17 protein-coding genes are annotated in these 18,717 nt (G+C 45.9%); all 17 read right to left on the bottom strand.

What is annotated here, in order from left to right; all coding sequences use genetic code 11:
• Window positions 1–31 precede the first annotated feature (31 nt).
• The 17 genes from cysK to yabP all read right to left on the bottom strand — a co-directional run bounded on the left by cysK (window position 32) and on the right by yabP (window position 18,633).
• Window positions 32–970, bottom strand: coding sequence for a cysteine synthase A (gene cysK, locus MKY99_RS00375; RefSeq protein ID WP_042123166.1), 939 nt, complete (start codon window positions 968–970; stop codon window positions 32–34).
• A gap of 174 nt (window positions 971–1,144) precedes the next feature.
• A complete protein-coding gene (locus tag MKY99_RS00370; protein ID WP_339244202.1) occupies window positions 1,145–2,089 on the bottom strand; it encodes a peptidylprolyl isomerase in 945 nt (314 codons plus the stop codon).
• Window positions 2,090–2,097: 8 nt separating this feature from the next.
• A complete protein-coding gene (hslO, locus tag MKY99_RS00365; protein WP_339268084.1) occupies window positions 2,098–2,982 on the bottom strand; it encodes an Hsp33 family molecular chaperone HslO in 885 nt (294 codons plus the stop codon).
• A 47-nt stretch (window positions 2,983–3,029) separates the two neighbouring features.
• Entirely contained in the window at window positions 3,030–3,797 is a 768-nt protein-coding gene (locus MKY99_RS00360) for a type III pantothenate kinase (protein WP_042183892.1), read from the bottom strand.
• Window positions 3,794–4,669 carry a carboxylating nicotinate-nucleotide diphosphorylase gene (gene nadC / locus MKY99_RS00355; protein ID WP_042183890.1) on the bottom strand — a complete coding sequence of 292 codons (876 nt, stop codon included), beginning with the start codon at window positions 4,667–4,669 and terminating at the stop codon, window positions 3,794–3,796. The genes MKY99_RS00360 and nadC overlap by 4 nt, the downstream gene beginning before the upstream one ends.
• Entirely contained in the window at window positions 4,659–6,275 is a 1,617-nt protein-coding gene (nadB, locus tag MKY99_RS00350; protein ID WP_339268081.1) for an L-aspartate oxidase, read from the bottom strand. Before nadB ends, nadC begins: the two co-directional genes overlap by 11 nt.
• Window positions 6,276–6,314: 39 nt before the next feature.
• Window positions 6,315–7,253 carry a quinolinate synthase NadA gene (gene nadA, locus MKY99_RS00345; RefSeq protein ID WP_042183878.1) on the bottom strand — a complete coding sequence of 313 codons (939 nt, stop codon included), beginning with the start codon at window positions 7,251–7,253 and terminating at the stop codon, window positions 6,315–6,317.
• A 258-nt stretch (window positions 7,254–7,511) separates the two neighbouring features.
• Window positions 7,512–9,566: an ATP-dependent zinc metalloprotease FtsH gene (gene ftsH, locus MKY99_RS00340; RefSeq protein ID WP_339268079.1), complete on the bottom strand. Its 2,055-nt coding sequence runs from the start codon at window positions 9,564–9,566 to the stop codon at window positions 7,512–7,514.
• Between the two features lie 109 nt (window positions 9,567–9,675).
• Complete coding sequence (gene hpt, locus MKY99_RS00335; protein WP_042183870.1) at window positions 9,676–10,215, bottom strand: hypoxanthine phosphoribosyltransferase; 540 nt, start codon at window positions 10,213–10,215, stop codon at window positions 9,676–9,678.
• Between the two features lie 46 nt (window positions 10,216–10,261).
• On the bottom strand, window positions 10,262–11,704 hold the full coding sequence (tilS, locus tag MKY99_RS00330) for a tRNA lysidine(34) synthetase TilS (RefSeq protein ID WP_339268077.1): 1,443 nt from the start codon (window positions 11,702–11,704) through the stop codon (window positions 10,262–10,264).
• 36 nt (window positions 11,705–11,740) lie between these two features.
• The gene (locus MKY99_RS00325; RefSeq protein WP_339268075.1) at window positions 11,741–12,679 is read right to left on the bottom strand and encodes a serine/threonine protein kinase; all 939 of its coding nucleotides are present in this window, start codon (window positions 12,677–12,679) and stop codon (window positions 11,741–11,743) included.
• Entirely contained in the window at window positions 12,669–13,415 is a 747-nt protein-coding gene (locus MKY99_RS00320; RefSeq protein WP_042183866.1) for a VWA domain-containing protein, read from the bottom strand. The genes MKY99_RS00325 and MKY99_RS00320 overlap by 11 nt, the downstream gene beginning before the upstream one ends.
• A gap of 538 nt (window positions 13,416–13,953) precedes the next feature.
• The gene (gene spoIIE / locus MKY99_RS00315; protein WP_149643863.1) at window positions 13,954–16,461 is read right to left on the bottom strand and encodes a stage II sporulation protein E; all 2,508 of its coding nucleotides are present in this window, start codon (window positions 16,459–16,461) and stop codon (window positions 13,954–13,956) included.
• A 343-nt stretch (window positions 16,462–16,804) separates the two neighbouring features.
• Window positions 16,805–17,305, bottom strand: coding sequence for a S1 domain-containing RNA-binding protein (locus MKY99_RS00310; protein ID WP_036678766.1), 501 nt, complete (start codon window positions 17,303–17,305; stop codon window positions 16,805–16,807).
• A 124-nt stretch (window positions 17,306–17,429) separates the two neighbouring features.
• Window positions 17,430–17,765: a septum formation initiator family protein gene (locus MKY99_RS00305; protein WP_042183861.1), complete on the bottom strand. Its 336-nt coding sequence runs from the start codon at window positions 17,763–17,765 to the stop codon at window positions 17,430–17,432.
• A 23-nt stretch (window positions 17,766–17,788) separates the two neighbouring features.
• Window positions 17,789–18,352, bottom strand: a complete 564-nt coding sequence (yabQ, locus tag MKY99_RS00300) for a spore cortex biosynthesis protein YabQ (protein ID WP_042183859.1) — start codon at window positions 18,350–18,352, stop codon at window positions 17,789–17,791.
• Window positions 18,349–18,633 carry a sporulation protein YabP gene (yabP, locus tag MKY99_RS00295; RefSeq protein WP_042123140.1) on the bottom strand — a complete coding sequence of 95 codons (285 nt, stop codon included), beginning with the start codon at window positions 18,631–18,633 and terminating at the stop codon, window positions 18,349–18,351. Before yabP ends, yabQ begins: the two co-directional genes overlap by 4 nt.
• Window positions 18,634–18,717: the final 84 nt, after the last annotated feature.

Below are 18,717 nucleotides of genomic sequence, written 5' to 3'. Positions count from 1 at the left end.
AGACTCTTATAAATTACGTTATTGCAAACAATTACGCTTCGAAATTGTAAAGTGGTGTACTCAGGTAACGTTCACCATTACTTGGGATGATGACAACTACCTTCTTGCCAGGACCGAGGTCTTTAGCAACCTTAAGTGCTGCAAATACTGCTGCACCGGAAGAAATGCCAGACAAGACGCCTTCTTCTTTAGCTACACGGCGTGCAGTTTCGAATGCTTCATCGTTCTCAACATGGATGATCTCATCATAAATGTCCTGGTTCAGGATTTCAGGAATGAAGTTTGCTCCGATACCCTGAATTTTGTGAGGGCCTGGTTTGCCTCCTGCCAAGATTGGAGAAGCAGCAGGCTCCACAGCATAGATCTTCACGTCAGGATATTTGCTCTTCAGCACTTCACCTGCACCCGTGATCGTTCCACCTGTTCCGATACCTGCAATAAAAGCATCCAGTGGGCCTCCGATGGACTCAATAGCTTCAACGATTTCAGGTCCAGTGGTCTCACGGTGGATCTTCACGTTCGCTTTATTCTTGAATTGCTCCGATGGGAAATAGCTTGGGTTCTCTTTCAGAATTTCTTCCGCTTTCTTAACCGCACCATTCATGCCTTCCGATCCTGGAGTCAGAACCAATTCTGCTCCGTATGCACGAAGTAGATTACGGCGTTCCAAGCTCATGGTTTCCGGCATTACGATAACTGCCTTATAACCTTTAGCCGCAGCCACAAGTGCCAAGCCAATACCAGTGTTACCACTGGTTGCTTCTACAATTGTACCTCCAGGCTTCAGTAGACCTTCACGTTCAGCTTCTTCAACGATGCTGATTGCGATACGGTCTTTTACGCTTGATCCCGGATTCTGATATTCCAATTTCAAATAAATATCTGCGGAGCCTTCCTGTGCCAGACGATTCAAACGAACGAGCGGAGTACCTCCGATCAATTCTGTTACGTTGTTAACGACTTTAGCCATGAGCAAAAACCTCCTTAGAATGATAAATGCGATATAAGAACGTAAATTGTGACTTTACTCTTCTGTATGTGTGTCCCTATTATGCAATAATAACTGCTATAAAGGGGTATAGATATTGGACCACCGTTAGTTATTTCCGACTAAAACGGTAGGTTTTACGTTAATATCATATTATCAATCTTGCAGGCTGTTGTCAATATTTATTGCCACATCATATTTCGTGCGCAAATCACTCTCCACTTGCTGTAGAGGGGGTGCTTGCTCCAACGCCAGCTCTTGACGTATCAGCGCCCGAATTTCCTTTTGATCAGGAATATTTTGTGTGTGAATACTCTCTAGTCGAATGATAGCGAAGTCGTCCTCCGCCTGAATCGGCCCCGCTATATCACCCTCATCCAAACTAGCAGCGGTCTTAAGCAGTCCCTCAGGCCAAAAAGGATCGTCTTCCTCTACTTTGCCCAAACGGCCTCCTTGCAGCCGACTCTCTGCATCAATGGAAACTTCCCTAGCTAAATCAGCAAAATTCTCGCCCTGCTCCAAGCGATCCATTACTTGCTCGCCTTCGTCATAAGATGAAACCTTAATCATGGAGAGTTCCAATTCCCTTTTGGGAGTGAAACGCTCCGTGTTTTGGTCTAAATAAGTATCGATATCAGCTTCCTTAATCGTAATACCATCAGTGGCTATTGCTTGTAAGGTCAGACGATAAGCCGTTTCTGCGAACACTTCCTGACGAGATAACCCCAGCTGAGACTGCATTTGTGCATAATACTGTTCTTCCGATCCGTATCCAACCATAGTTCGTGCAAGTTCTTGCTCAACCTCATCGTCGGTCACGGTAATCCCCAGAGCCTTTGCTTCCATCTCCACAACAATATGATTGATCATTCCAACCAGCACTTCGTGGCCATGCTTTTTTTTGAGCTCATCCATCCACTGCTTATCTGTTATCGGTAATCCGCCTGCAGTCGCTGCATCCGGTGTTTCGTTTTCTGTTGTGTCCCCTTTTAGAAGAGCCATGGCGCGTAAGCTCCAGAACAATAGGCCCCCGAGCATTAAAGTTGCAACAGCCAGAATAACAACCGTATTGCGAAGTGCACGTTCCTGTCTCGTCATCATCCCATGCCCTACGATTTCGCTTGTTCTAAAATGACCTGTAATTCGTCCTTATTAAAAACATAAGCCTCGTTGCAAAAATGACATACAACTTCAGCCTGCTCATCTTCTGCAATTAATCTCTCCAGTTCATCTTGCCCTAAGCTAACCAATGTCTGCTCTACCCGCTCACGCGAACATTGACAAGCAAAGTTAATATCCAGTTCATCCATAACTACCGCATCCGGCAAAAGAAAACGCAGCATTTCTTCTGGCTCTAGACCCTGATCAAGAAGTGTTGTCACGGAAGGCATAGCCCCTAGAGCTTTTTCGATCTCCGTAATCTCCGCATCCGTCAGTCCTGGAAGAAGCTGCACGATAAACCCTCCGGCTACAATCACTGACTCATCGGTATCCACTAATACACCTAATCCAACTGCAGCTGGGGTTTGTTCAGAAACAGCGAAATAATAAGTGAAATCTTCCGCAAGTTCTCCGGAGATGATAGGAATACTACCTCGATAAGGTTCCTTCAAACCTAAATCCTTTATAATATCAATGAACCCTTCAGTTCCTACGGCTCCAGCGACATCCAATTTGCCCATACTATTGCTAGGTAAGTGAATGTGAGGATGGTGTACATAACCGCACACTTCTCCCAATGCATTGGACTCCGCAACGATTTGCCCGATCGGTCCATCCCCTTTGACCATGATACATAGCTTCTCTCTTCCTTTGAGCATAGCGCCCATCATGGCTGCAGCGGTAACTGTACGTCCAAGTGCGGCTGTAGCCATTGGATACGTATCATGTCTGCGCCGCAATTCCTCGACCAATTCTGTTGTGCGGACAGCAAACGCTCTCACTTTACCATTCATAGCCGTTCCACGGATAAGTCGATCCTTCTTTTTTTCCATTGGGTGCATAGCCCTCCTATCTCTTCGCCCTTTAGGCTTCTTTATCTTTATTGGTTACGGTCATAAATAATTCGTAATCCTTCTAGTGTTAACATAGGATTTACTTCGTCGATACAATCCGTCTCCCCCGCAATTAGCGAAGCGAGGCCTCCAGTAGAAATAACCTTCAGTTCCGGAGCGTTCATCTCGATTTTGATACGCTTTACAATCCCCTCGACTTGGCCTGCATACCCAAAAATAATACCAGCCTGCATAGCGTGAACTGTATTACGTCCGATAACCTTTTTAGGCTTCTCCAACTCAATTCGTGGCAGTTTCGACGCCCGCTGGTATAAGGCCTCTGTAGAAATAACAAGACCCGGAACAATCGCTCCTCCAAGATAATTAGCCCCTGCATCGATACAGTCGAAGGTCGTAGCCGTACCAAAATCAACAACAACAAGCGGACATTTATATTGTTCAATCGCAGCCACAGCATTAACAATCCGGTCTGCGCCAATCTCACGCGGATTCTCATAGCGAAGATTAAGTCCCGTTTTTATCCCTGGTCCTACGAGTAACGGATCTTTGCCTATATACTTTATACACATATCCACGATAGTCTTAACCAGAGGTGGAACTACCGAGGATATAATTACACCTTCCACATCTTTAACAGAGATCCCTGACATCTGAAAAAGATTGTGTATCAGCACCCCATATTCGTCCACGGTGGATTGGCGCGCAGTACTTAGCCGAAAATGATGCAACAATTCGCGCTTTCTGTATACACCGAGAACAATATTGGTATTACCGACATCGACAGCAAGCATCATGATGAGGACCCTTCCTTCTTGGCATTAAGGTCTAGACTAATATCCAGACTGGAGAAGGAGTACGTAAGGCGTCCTACAGAAATCACATCCACACCTGTTTCTGCAATCCCACGAACCGTTTCTAACGATACATTGCCGGAGGCCTCTGTCTTGACATGTGGAGCTTTAGCTTTAATCCTAGCCACCGCTTGCTTCATCATCTCGTTAGACATATTATCAAGCATAATAATATCAGCACCTGCTGCCAGCGCCTCTTCGACTTGCTCTAAGTTCTCAGTCTCTACTTCAATGCTCATCGTATGTGGAATGTTCTTCCGCGCACGACCTACTGCCTGCCTAATACCACCTGCACCTTTGATATGATTGTCCTTGATCATAACCGCATCATATAGACCAAAGCGATGATTAAAGCCTCCACCAACACGAACTGCATATTTTTCCAGCATACGATGTCCTGGTGTAGTCTTACGTGTATCTACTAGACGAGTCGGTAATCCATCGAGCACCTGTACGAAAGATGACGTACGTGATGCTACACCGGAAAGACGCTGCATCAAGTTGAGTGCAAGCCGTTCACCCGTAAGAATTGCATGTGTGCTTCCCTCTACCTCAATAATTACAGTCCCTTTTGTCACTGCTTGACCTTCTTCTACAAGGGCTGTAAAGCTAAGCGTAGGATCAACAATTTCAAAAACCAACTCTGCAATCGGGATACCACAAATTACGCCATCTTCTTTAGCATGAATAATCCCTTTAGATTCATGGCCAACAGGTATTGTCATTTGTGTTGTTACATCACCGGAACCAACATCTTCCCGCAGCCAAGCCTTAATGGATTGTACTAGTTCTTCATTGTAACCATTAAACATCATCGCTTAATTCCTCCACTATTCCCAGATCGCGAATTTGAAGCAGGTGCTTGCGCCACTGATCATCACTTCGCTGCGGGTAATCCTCACGGTAATGTGCCCCGCGACTCTCTTCCCGTGCTAGAGCAGACTCTGTCACGAGCAAACAGCAGGTCAGCATATTAGCGAACTCGTATTCCTCGCGTTTAGTCAATACGGATCCAAAGATGGGTAGCTGCCGTTTCAATTCTTCTATTCCCTTAAACAAGGTCTCTTCATTACGTCGTAATCCAGCATATCGAACCATTACCTTTTGTAGCTTCAAACGGCGTTCCACAATAGCTTGAGTTGGCGAATCAACACGCCCTTCGTTGCTACTAACTGATGTTACATCACGTCCAAGCGGAGATAATTGGCGAATCCGCTCAATAATACGATGTCCAAAAACAACTGCTTCCGATAATGAATTGCTTGCTAATCGATTAGCCCCATGTACGCCTGTGGAAGAAACCTCCCCGCAAGCAAACAAGCGAGGAATCGTACTCTCCCCATTCAGATCGGTCTTAATGCCCCCCATCATATAATGCGCAGCTGGAGCCACTGGAATCCAATCACTTGTAATATCCAGTCCATAGCCCATACAGGTCTCATGTATTGTAGGGAAACGATGCTTCACCATTTCTGGGGATTCATGCGTAATATCCAAATAGACAAACGTTGACTTTGTAAGCTCCATTTCACTTACAATAGCCCGAGCTACAATATCTCGTGGGGCTAGCTCAAGCAACTCATGATATCGTTCCATGAACCGCTCTCCATTAATATTGCGCAATACTGCTCCTTCCCCACGAACTGCTTCGGAGATTAGGAATCTAGGAGCTCCAGGATAACTCAATGCTGTAGGATGAAATTGAATAAATTCCATATCTCGTATATGAGCCCCGGCACGATAAGCAATGGCTACCCCGTCGCCTGTAGCTACTTCAGGGTTGGTAGTGTATCTAAATAATTGTCCTGCACCGCCAGAGCACAAAATAGTCGCATCCCCTTGCAGGAATAACCGTCCGCCGCCGGGACGCTGCAACAATGCGCCTACACATTCTCCACCTTCAGTGATGAGATCAATGACATAATGATCATCCCACACCTCAATGTTCTCATGTTCAGCTACCTGTTCAGCCAAGGCACGAACAATCTCATAACCTGTAGCATCTCCATTAGCATGCAAAATACGACGGTGACTATGCGCTCCTTCCTGCGTCAAAGCCAGTACCCCATCTTCCTTATCAAAAAGAGTACCTAAACGAATTAGCTCATGAACTCTATCTGGTCCTTCATTAACAAGTGCATCGACAGCTGTGGATGAGCACAGACCTGCTCCCGCCATTAATGTATCCTGCCGGTGGTAAGCAGGGGAATCGTCCTCAGCGATTACAGCTGCGATCCCCCCCTGTGCATAGCGAGTATTACTCTCCATTACTGATTTCTTTGTGATCATAATGACACGCCGATCTTCACTAGCTTTAATAGCTGTGAACAATCCGGCAATCCCTGAACCGATAACAATACAATCTGTCTTTACTTTAGGAATATCCCGAAGATCAAAATCAACCAAATATTGTGGAATCATGACCGCGTTTCACCTGTTTCAACGAAAGAGTAGCGCATACTACCGGACTTGTAGCATGCGCTCTAGGGAAGTTCTGGCTTTGTCGGCGACAGCAGGCGGTACATAGATTTGTGGCTTCATTGTCTCCAGGCATTTCACCAGTTTTTTTAGATTGTTAACTTTCATATTAGGACAAACAAGAAATTTTGTAGCAAAATGGAATTCTTTATCCGGACTATCTTTACGAAGCTGATATCCTGTACCATCCTCAGTTCCAACGATAAATTGCTTACGGTCAGATTTCCGGCAATACTCGAGAATGGATGTAGTACTACCTACATAATCACCCATGGCCACTACTTCCGGGCGACATTCTGGATGAACTACAAATTCTGCTTCTGGGTATTTCGCTCTCATTTCTACTACATCTTTAACAGTCAACATATCATGAGTGTTGCAATAGCCTTCCCAGATAATCAGTTTTTTGCCGGTCTGATCTTGTACGTATTGACCAAGATTCTTATCGGGTACCCAGATAATTTCTTCAGCATCGAGGGATTCGATTACTTTCACGGCATTGGCAGAGGTACAACAGATATCAGTTTCCGCTTTAATCTCTGCAGACGAGTTGATATAAGTCACCACTTTAGCATTTGGATGTTGCGCTTTAAGCTTACGCAAACCGTCTACATTGACCATATCAGCCATTGGGCAGCCTGCACGTTCATCAGGAATAAGGACGGTTTTGTTTGGAGCCAAAATTTTAGCACTTTCCCCCATGAAATGAACACCGCAGAATACAATAACCTCTGCATCAGTCTCTGCAGCCTTCTGAGCGAGTAAAAAAGAGTCTCCCCGGAAATCGGCAACCTCCTGAATTTCATCACGTTGATAATAATGAGCTAAAATGATTGCGTTTCTTTCCTTCTTAAGCTGTTCAAGACGTATACGAAGTTCTCGATTCTGTTCCTGCTTACGCTCAAGTGCCAGAGCTTCCACCGATTGTTCTCCCCCTTAAATCTTCGCGGCTTTACGCCGGTGCGATGTTATCAAATGGCATGAACCATCATCCGAAAAAATGAATAAGCTGATGTTAATAGTAAGTAATATTAATCACTAATGTACACAACGTTCCAGCCCCTGTCAATGTGACTAGACAGGCTTCCAAGCATGAAATTACCTAAAAATTAAAATAAAAAATCCGGAGAGCAATTACGCTCTCCGGATTAATTTACATCTTATGAATAGTGATCCTGCTTAGGTAAGGCTAGTTCCGCCGCCTTTATTGTCATCATCAGATCCGTCACTACCCTCAGATTCAGGTTTGTTCGGGATTTCCTTTGATAGGTTCGGAGGCGTGGAATCAGTATCTTCAGACTTGCCTTGAATGCGGACACGCACATCACCGATATTATCAATGACAGGTTCGCCAACTTCAAGCGCAACGCCTTCGCCACCCTCAGCCTTACCATCTTCAGAAAGGAATCCTTGTTCAATCAGCTCTTTAATCTGATCAAGCTCAAGTGTTTCCTTCTCAAGTAACGTATTGGCAATCAGGTGCATTTCTTTAGAGTGTTTGAGCAACAGTTCTTTACAACGTTCGTAGCTCGAAGTAATAAAGTTCTGCATTTCTTGATCAATCTCATAAGCAATGGAATCACTATAATTCTGTTCATGCCCAATATCACGACCCAAGAATACTTGGCCTTGAGAAGAGCCGAACTGCATAGGTCCAAGCTTATCGCTCATACCGTACTCCATGATCATGGCACGCACGATGCGCGTAGCCTGTTGGAAGTCACTGTATGCGCCCGTACCGATCTCACCAATAAACAATTCTTCGGCAACACGTCCACCAAGTAATCCAGTAACCTTATCCAAAAGCTCCTGCTTGGTAACGATCATCCGATCTTCCTTCGGAAGCATAATAACATATCCGCCGGCACGTCCGCGTGGGATAATTGTAACTTTATGCACCATATCAGCATGCTCAAGGAAATAACCAGCTATAGTATGGCCTGCTTCATGGTAAGCAACAATGCGTTTCTCACGGTCACTGATAACCCGACTACGTTTCTCAGTACCCACGATAACACGGTCAATGGCTTCATCCACTTCAATCATGGAAATATCTTTGCGGTTACGACGTGCAGCTAGCAATGCTGCTTCATTTAGCAGATTCTCTAGATCAGCACCCGTGAATCCAGTTGTGCGTTTAGCGACAACATCCAGTCTTACATCTTTCGTAAGTGGCTTGTTACGGGCATGAACCTTAAGTACAGCTTCACGGCCTTTTACGTCAGGGCGGTCAACCGTAATTTGACGGTCGAAACGTCCTGGACGAAGTAATGCAGGATCAAGTATATCAGCGCGGTTAGTTGCCGCAACAATAATAATGCCTTCGTTACCACCGAATCCATCCATCTCAACCAGCAATTGGTTAAGTGTCTGCTCGCGCTCGTCATGTCCGCCGCCGAGTCCGGCGCCGCGTTGACGACCCACAGCATCAATTTCATCAATGAAGATAATACATGGTGCGTTCTTCTTAGCGTTCTCGAACAAATCACGTACCCGAGAAGCACCGACACCCACGAACATTTCTACAAAATCGGAACCGGAAATACTAAAGAAAGGAACACCGGCTTCACCTGCTACTGCACGTGCAAGCAATGTTTTACCTGTTCCCGGAGGGCCTACAAGCAGTACGCCTTTAGGGATACGTGCACCGACAGCTGCAAATTTGCGCGGATCTTTCAGGAACTCAACGACTTCGACAAGCTCTTGCTTCTCTTCGTCCGCCCCTGCAACATCCTCGAAGCTGATTTTCTTCTTCTCTTCATTATATAACCGAGCCTTGCTCTTGCCGAAATTCATGACTTTACCGCCGCCACCTTGCGCCTGGTTAAACAGGAAGAAGAACAAGATGAACATAATGACTAGCGGGATAATAGAAGAAAGGAATGTCAGCCAAATGCTGGTACCTTCCATTTTCTTCTGAGTTAATTCAATCCCATTAACATCACTGGCTTGAATCAGTTCATTAATAGCAGCATCTGTTGGAGGAATATATGTGGAGAAGCTTTTCGATTTAGTATCGGCAGGCAACTCTCTATATTCGCCTGTAACTAAAAAGGCATTACCCTCAAACTGAACCGTCAAATCCTTCACATTGTTGCTCTTGATCTCCTGCCGTAACTCGTCGTATCTAGGGAAATCGGCGGCTTCATTTCCATTGCTCACAAACTGGACAATACCCACCACGACTAAAAATAAAATCAAATAAAAACCAGAATTCCGGATGAACCGATTCATCCCCTACCTCCTCTCGCAACACTCAAGTTATTGTACCATAGCCTCTTGGGACACCTCAAATAAAGGAAGCCAAGGGTGCCCGATCCGTATGATCAAGGCAATCAATAGTTCAATTGGAATAAATCTCAGGCTTCAGTACTCCAACATATGGGAGGTTCCGATACCGCTCGGCATAATCCAATCCGTAGCCTACTACAAATTCGTCTGGCAACACGAAGCCTGTATAGCTGGCTTCCAGATTAACCGTACGACCTGAGGGCTTATCAAACAAGGTAACCACATTGATAGAAGCAGCATTGCGGTTGCGGAGTAGCTCAATCAAATAGCTGAGCGTAAGGCCACTGTCAATAATATCTTCAACGATCAAGATATCGCGGCCTTCTACCGATACATCTAAATCCTTAATAATTTTGACAACACCAGAGGACTTGGTGGATGCTCCATAGCTAGATACTGCCATGAAATCCATCTCAACAGGTACTGTAATGGCTTTAACCAGATCTGCCATAAATATAAACGCGCCTTTTAGTACACAAATGACTAAAGGGGTACGTCCTGCGTATTCTTCGCTCAGTGTTCGACCGAGCTCCTTAATTTTCTGCTGAAGTTCCTCTTCGGTGATCAAGACTTCTTGAATATCATTTTGCAACTTGCGAAACCTCCTAAGTTATACTATGAAAGACTTACATCGACCATTACGTTTCTTCACGGTCATCCAGCTCTGCTAGAGACAATAGAAGTACCGAGGTCGTTTGCCGCCCTACTGCGGCATGCATCGAGCGTCTTACGCCCGGAATCCAGACAATATTGCCCAAACCATCACAAACGAGGGGGATCATTGAGCGTTCAGCAGCAGGTATTTTATCATCAATATAAATATCTTTTACCTTTTTGCTTCCGTTTAATCCCATGACTCTTATGGTATCTCCAGGCAATCGGGAACGAATCGTTAGTGGAAAGACCAGTTCATCACGGTCAAACCAAGCCGACATCTTCCCATAATCCTCCCCCTGTACAAAAAAGTTTTCTCTCTCCAGCACCGCCATCGACATCACCTTACCTATTTCCTCCAGCTTAAGCTCGGAATCCGGTAAAAACAGACGATATGTATAGCTTGCCTGTTGCTGCGCGGGCTTGGACGAGAACAAGATGATATCATATTGCCGCACACAAGTCAGGCCTCCACCTAAATCCAAACTCCAGGTGGTGGGATAGCTCTGCAGCGTTCCCCGACGTACAGATTCAATCTTGGAGAAATCAAGGGCAGATAGATTCGCCGACAGATAATTTAATATTAGTTTAATCAAACGCCGTTGTAAAGCGGAGGGTATGGCCGCAAATGAAGCTCTGTTAAAGGTATATTTCCCTTCCCCTTCCGAAACCAGCTCCTCAAAGCATTTTACCGCAGATGCCTCCATATATTCATCCTCAGCTCCTGCAATTTCCGCAAGCTGCACAAGTGACTGTCTCACTCTGCCGTTATACCTTTCCAGAAAAGGAAGAACTTCCAATCGAACAGCATTCCGCTTGTATTTCGTCAGCAGATTAGTTGCATCCTCGGCATAGGTGAAACCTTCATTCTGACATAACCCAAGAAGAGCCGTTTTGTTAATACGTAGGAATGGACGAATGAGTTCCACCTTTTTTTCTGTTCTTTTCCACTTGATACCGGATAGACCCGATAAACCGCTTCCTCGCAATAGACGCATAATCACCGTTTCTGCCTGATCATCCGCATGATGAGCCAGAGCAACGGAGCGCGCCCCATAACGGTGTGCGGTATCAATCAGAAATTCGTATCGCTTCTCGCGTGCTGTCCCCTCAGGGCCGAGTCCACTCTCTTTAGCCAAAGAGGGAATATCGAATTCTGCCAACTCAAAGGGCAGTCCCAATTGTTCAGCCATACCACGTACTAGCTCCGCCTCTTCCTTAGACTCCGCTCTAAATCCGTGATTCACATGAGCGCATATTAAGGTAAGTGGCATAACGTTTAAAGCTATTTCATGCAAAACATGCAAAAGAGCCACAGAATCCGGGCCGCCGGAAACTGCGACTACAATGGTGTCATGGGGCGCCCACAGCTCGTGCTCGGCTGCTGACTCCAATACTGACTCCACCAGTCCATTCATTTGCTCCATATGCGGCCCCCCTTCTCTCTAACTATATGTATAAGTTCAAAACCGAAATACCCAATAAATTGTAAAGGCAAGCACAAACAAGGATACCCCAAAAGCATTTTTGAGCCAGCGAGGTGTGTCCATACTATCCGGACGCTTTCTACGCGAATTGTAAATATGGTTTCGCCAGAGCTCTGTAGCATCAGCGGAACCGGAGAAACCTCCTTTTAACGCCAAACAAATCCAAGAGGATAGTTTCTTGTCGGGTAGATTTCTAGCCAGCTTAAACAGCTCATCTACACTTCTTGTCTGCGGCAGCTGTAGCGCAGCTTTCTTGAGCCCCTCTTCATTCAAAAGACGAAGGCACAGTACAGCAAAAGCGAATAGATCATAACCCTCATCACTCGTGCGGCTACCTGCATTCCAAAAGCCACGGTCATGCCATTCGGTAAACTGCTTCACACTGCGACCAATAGGACTTGTGCCCCCAAAGTCGATCAGCTCCACTTCGCCGTACTTTGATACCATGACGTTCTCCGGCTTCAAATCCCCGAACACAAAACCGCATTCATGCAGTGTGCGCAGCTTATCAAGCAGACCAAGCCCTACCAGGCCTAACCAGTCGGGACCGTTTTTCGATAAAAAGTGATGCAGAGGTTTGCCTTCAACATACCTCATTACATAGAAGGGGACATTATCCCCATTCGCAAAATCATCCGCTTCCAAAAAATAAGAAGACAATGGATTCTCACGACGAGCACGATGCTCATTCCGCTTTCGCCGTGATTGCAGCGAGGTTAGTACATTGATCTCCGATTGAAGTTCAAGTGTATCGTATCCGATTTTTAGCGCGTACCTTTCCCGTCTGCCTTCTCTTTGCACAAGATATACGGTTCCGTTCGCGCCCCTTCCCAGCATCCGCTCAACGACATAACGGTTACCCCGCCATTTGCCGTTAATTAAGGTACCAGTAGGATAGGACGGATTAGACGACATACCCACCAATCATCCCTTCTCTTTCGTCGTGGTCATCACTTAGTCGGCGTCCACGATGTTCATCCAGTGTATCATAACGATAATGTTCAAGCACCTTGAAAATAGCTGGACCCGTCGGTGTCGCGCCTCTCATGTGTAATTTAGAGAATAACGTACGAATACCTGACATGTCATGGGTCCAATCTAGATCAAGCTTGGCATCTTCGCTGCTGTTATTTCCAGGATAATGGAACACAGCAATCTCACTCTTACCTTCCCGTGCTTCCAAACTGAGCGCCAAATCGCGGATAGCATCTTCCACAGCACCCAGTTTAGGTTTCATACTAGCACTGGCATCGATAAGAAGTGCAATGCGCAGCGGTGTTGTTTCTGTCAGTTCATCTACAACTGTAACAACCTGTGAACGTTGAACAGGAGGTAACTGATCCAATGAGCCATCGCCTAGTATCTTTTTTACCTCTTTATTAACCGCCTGCTGGATCGTCTGAACCACGGTCTTGCGTGTCATCATCTGAATCGTCTGTGCCAGTTGTGGCGTTCCGACTATTCGGCTAAGGCCTCCCCCGGCCTTGGCAATGTCGGCAATCTCCCGGCTCCCGAGCTCGCCGATCGTACCATAATCAACTACACCAACCACATTTACGGTGATTCCCTCCTGCAGGGCATGCGCCGCTGCCAACACCGGACTTTCTCCTACATTCGAACAACCGTCAGTAATGAGCATAATTTGCTTCATAACCCTCAACTCCCCCTTTGTTTGAACCTCTGTTTCTAGCATATCCAGAAATGAGAGATTTCAAACGGTCGCTTTTGTTGGGGAAATTTGTGATCTGAACTAAGAGGATAGTGAATAGGGGAACTGCGAGAAATGTTTGGGCTTTCGATCGCTGTTATTATTTGATTTCTCTATTAAAACCGCCCTCTGCGGTTGAAATCAAATAATAAAGGCGAACGCTCCGCTTCTACAGCTCCAAACTTTCTCTCCGTTCCGTACCTTCACTAGTAAACAGTTTAGATCTAAAAAATTACGCGCCAAAGTCAGCGAAACTTTGAAACGTAAATAGTAGAGACCGGCGAGTTTCACATCACAGACTCGCCCCGACTTCCAAGCACGCACGACACTTCGCGTACTTAAACCTCCTATAGCAGCACGGCGCATTGCGCGCACTGCAAATATATAGGCAACACGACACTTCGTGCGTGCTTAAACACACAAGCAATACGGCCCTTCGCGCGTACCAAACATAAAACCTAAGCCTAAACCGAGAAAATTCCTAACTCACCGTACGCGGACGCTCCATTCGGCCGACACCAGGCATATGCAGGCTGGACCATTCCGGATGGAAATGATCTACACGACTGACGACAATCGTCATGTCATCATGGATCTCATTGCCCTGATAACGAATTACCTTATCTAACAGGCTATCCGCCAAATCTTGAGGATCATCCCCCTCAAGCTCTTGGATCAACCGTTTCATCCATATCTCCTTATTAACGGCATATCCTGGCGCATCATAAATACCATCCGTCATCATAATCAAAATATCACCGGCCCGAAGCTGCATGCTAATCAGATCCACATCGATATCTTTAATGATTCCTATAGGCAGATTGCTAGAGGTTATTGGAATGACCTCACTACCCCTCCGGATAAAGCTCGGTGCGGAAGCAATCTTCATAAAAGTTGTCTGTGCGGAATACTGATCGATCAAAGCCATGTCAACGGTAGCGTAGAACTCGTCAGGAGAACGTAATAAGAGAATAGAGTTTACCGACTTTACAGCCAGCTTCTCATCCATACCGGATTGCAGTAGCTTTTCTAACATACCGAGGGCGGCACTACTCTCCATTCTCGCCCGCTCACCATTTCCCATTCCGTCGCTAATGGATACTGCAAAGGTGCCGTTTCCAAGCTCTACGGTACTGAAGCTATCGCCAGATAACATATCTCCTCCTTTAGAAACAACGGCCACTCCTGTGTTTATCTCAAAGGCTTTGGCTGAACCGAAGGTAACCATCGACAATCCTTCCCGAGGATGGACTGCCGTCTCGCTCATGACAGCAATATTCTCATCTAGTATGTCGGAAAGGAGCGGAGCGATCATTTTACGGCATTCATCAAAACCACGAGTATAGGCATGCACCACCTCTATTTCTACACGCCCAGGATCTAAACTTAGGATTTCGATACTATGAATAGACAGCCCTAATTTCTCCAATGTCTCACGGATTTGAGCTTCCTGACGATACATAGCCTGTCCCTCACGTTTTATTTCACGCGCCAGGTCCTCCATAACCTGTGACACGCCCGATAACTGCTCGGCAACAAATTGACGACTATCGTATATTTGTCTTTTCCATCGCATATCATGTTGGTAAAGATCATATTGTCCTTTCATGACTTCAAGCACTTCACCAGTTTTACCGCAAATCCGGCTCCATTCCGGAGGCAGCTGAGCTGCCGTAATATCAGGGCATTCCTCAACAGTAGTCATCATATCTGTCATGTATCTATACGTCTGATAGAATTTTGCATCCCAGCAGTGGGAACGCCGAATGCATCCTGCACAGGCCCCCTCTGTCACCGTACTCATGAAATCCTCCATCTCACGGTCTGACTTCCCTACTTCTCCGGCACGTGGAATCTGCCCAAAGCTGCTCGACAGCTGCTGGAATACCTGTGAGAATTGCGTCACCCGTTCTGCCGTTAAATCCCTGACCCTTCGCGCATATTCGTGTTGCGATCGGCTATGATCTGACGTGCCAGGAACATATTTAGCAATGGCAGATATCATCGCCTTAGGCGTTATAAGAAATAGCACTACCGCTACGCAGGTTTCCCATGTTGAGGCCATCATATCACCCGGACCCGTAAAATAGACGGAAAGGATCGTGGATCCTAGCAACATCCCGATAGATACTGCACCTTTTCGACCACCTTGCATCATTCCCGCTAGCATTCCAGAAAAAGCAAGCAGGCTCATCTGATAGATAGCACTAATATCCGCCAAACTGAGAATCAATCCGGTCACGACCCCAACAGCAGCCCCAAGAGGAGCCCCCCCTGCCATGGCGAAGAGTAGAATCAAATATCGTGACAATATATGCTCCAAAGACAAACCATTAAGGGTCCAGCCCACAAGGCCCGTCATTACTGAGGCAAGTAATATAATAAGGCACAGAATCTCCTCGTTCCTGAGCGCTCTACTTTTTTGCTTATAGGTTAGTAGAGGCAGCGCTTGAATGAACACAAGTGTAAGCACAAAACCTAGTAAAGCATCTAGTGTTGTCATCATAAGCGGATACCAAGAAAGAGAAGGTCCAATAACAATCTGGAACAAGCCAACCATAAACGAAGACACGAACACCATAAGTGGTGCATAGGATAAATCTATTCGTTCATAACTTTCCAAGCCTTTATAAACTAAAAAGAAAATAATCAGCTCAGCAGTAGTAACCAAAGCTCCAGGGAATGGAGTAAAGAGACTTCCAGCTATAATGGCTGCAGCTACAGGTAGAATAGAGTCGCGACGCATAAACACAATGACGGCAAAGTATGCGACAGCAAAAGGGGATAGTTCGTCCAGAATCATGGCTCTACCCAGCAGAAACCCCATGAAACTAAGCAATAGCATCCATTTCTTCGCTGCTATTAGCTGAACATACCGCTGCTTCTGACCCCAAGCTGTAATACGCGTGCGCAATGCTTGTCTCTGCTTCTTATCTTCACTTCCCACTCTTGTCCACTCTGGCAAATTTACCACGTTGCTTTTACTCATTCCCCTACACCACCCGTTTAAGAATTTATGGTACTCATTATATAACCGGGGAATTGAGAAAGTTTGTCAGAAATGGAGGGACACACACAAGAAATTTCCGACAAAAAAGCCTTCATTCATGATCTGTAAAAAAGCGGTTCTATCCCTTGCGGGACGGTAGGTTGATTGGTTTCAAGATTGTTTACAACGTAATTTCACGCGCTGACGCGGCGGTTATTCGTCAGCGATTGCCCTAGAGTTATGTGAGAATGACATGGATGCTGTCGGCAATTTTATATGACATGACAAAAAAACCGCAAGGGCGAAATGCCCCTGCGGTTATTTATGATGTACAGGTATTGGATTATACGCGTTTAGCTCCACGGCCTCCGCGCTTTCCTTCTGTGTTCTTCTTAATCGAAGATATCCGTTCTTCGCTGTCTTTCAGGAATCGCGACATTTTATCCTCGAATGAAGGTTTACCGGCTGCAGGCTTAAATGGACGCCCACCCCGTTCACGATTGAATCCACCGCCGCCTCCACCACTGCCGCCTCCACCGCCGAAACGGTCTCCGCCGCTAGGACGTTCTGGTCTTGGAGCTCTAGGCGGACGTACTTCCGATGCTGGCTTGTCAACAGCCTGCTTAATGGAAAGTCCGATCTTGCCGTCCTTATCGACGTTGATCACCTTGACTGTTACTACATCACTAATCTTCAGATGATCGTTAACATCCTTGACATAATTATCGGCGATTTCCGAGATGTGAACGAGACCTGTGACACCTCCTGACAGATCCACAAATGCTCCGAAATGCGTGATGCCTGTCACTTTGCCTTCTAACTTGGTGCCCACTTCAATTGCCATAGAATAAAATGATCCTCCCTTAAAAATATACAGACGAATATTAAGGTCATCCTGTCTGCGGTGATTTGATTATACAGTAAAGAGCAAAGCAAGGCAACAGAGTAAAAGCCTCTTTTCGCCGCTATTATTGCTCTGATTGCTCTGTTCGAATAGGAGTTTCCCCTTGAGGATAGATATTGTACCATTTACGTGCTAATTGGCCAATATACTCGTCATCATTAAGTCTGGATAATTCATATTTTAATTGAGTTAAAGATGCCATGACATCCTCACTAGTCTCCTGTTTCTTTGCAAGTTCCTCACCCTTGTCCGCAATGACCGCACTTTGAGCGAAGTAAGTATAACCCGCCCAACCAAAAAATACTGCCACAAAGACAATCCACATAAATCTTCTTCTCTTCGCGCCTGCGGCCGAATTTTTGCTATGATTACTTTTCTCTTCCGCAGTAAATCTGTTCATGCAACGTACCCCCTAATTCAAGGTCAGCGTTTCCGCCATTTGGTAATCCATTCAGTGATCCTCACAATCCAGGCGCTATGTGTCAGCCGCGATAACTGTGGAGAGATCCACCTAACAGGTAATACCCAAATTGGTTTGGTCAGACGCAGCAGAAGCTTAAAGATGAACCGCAGAATACGACCTAGTAGCTTTAGCAGCCCTAAAATAAATCGCCAAAGCCAGAGAAGAGGTGTACCTATCAGGATCTCCACAAGTCTCCACAGCAACCTGCACATATACTGAACCGATTGAATTAACCTTAACACAAAACGCCGCACCGTAACACTGAAGATTAAAAAATAGATCCATACTCCTAGAAACAAACCTAGAAAGACATAAAACCGCAATTGTCCTTGATTTCCGGCATACAGCATACGAAAAACGAGCAAGGCGGCCCAAAGCCAATACAGTAGATCTAGCATGGCATTCAGCCATTTGGGAAAATTGAACTTCAGCGACAGCACCCGGTAGCTGTCATAGGCCAGTCCCATTGCCAGCCCGGCCATGATCATGTAGAACAGCGTCACCCACTGGACTGCAGGATTCATTTAAATAGCTTACCGAGCAGACCTTTATTTTTGCCCTGCGATCCGGGATCGAGATAAATCAGGGAATGTACATTGCCCTCTAAGGACAACATTCCGTTCTCCAGACTTAAATTTTTGATATGTAAATGATTCCCGCGAATGGTGAGATGGCCGAGTTCTGTACGAAGCAAAAATTCCTCGCTGTCGAAGCTCTCCACATTTTGCACGCCCGTCAACTCCAGCTGCTTCCGACTGCGCATGTGCAGATCATGCTGTTTGTTTACCTTTCCTGGCTCAATCATAGCATGTACCCCTCCTTCTTACCTCTAATCTATGGCAGAGGCAGAAGTTATAGAACATCCCGTCCCACTAAAAATAATAGAAAC

This window comes from Paenibacillus sp. FSL R5-0470 (assembly GCF_037975205.1).
In the GTDB taxonomy this organism is placed as follows: Bacteria; Bacillota; Bacilli; order Paenibacillales; family Paenibacillaceae; genus Paenibacillus_AQ.
The sequence above is the reverse complement of the archived record's forward strand: the minus strand, read 5'-3'. Positions and strand labels throughout refer to the sequence as shown.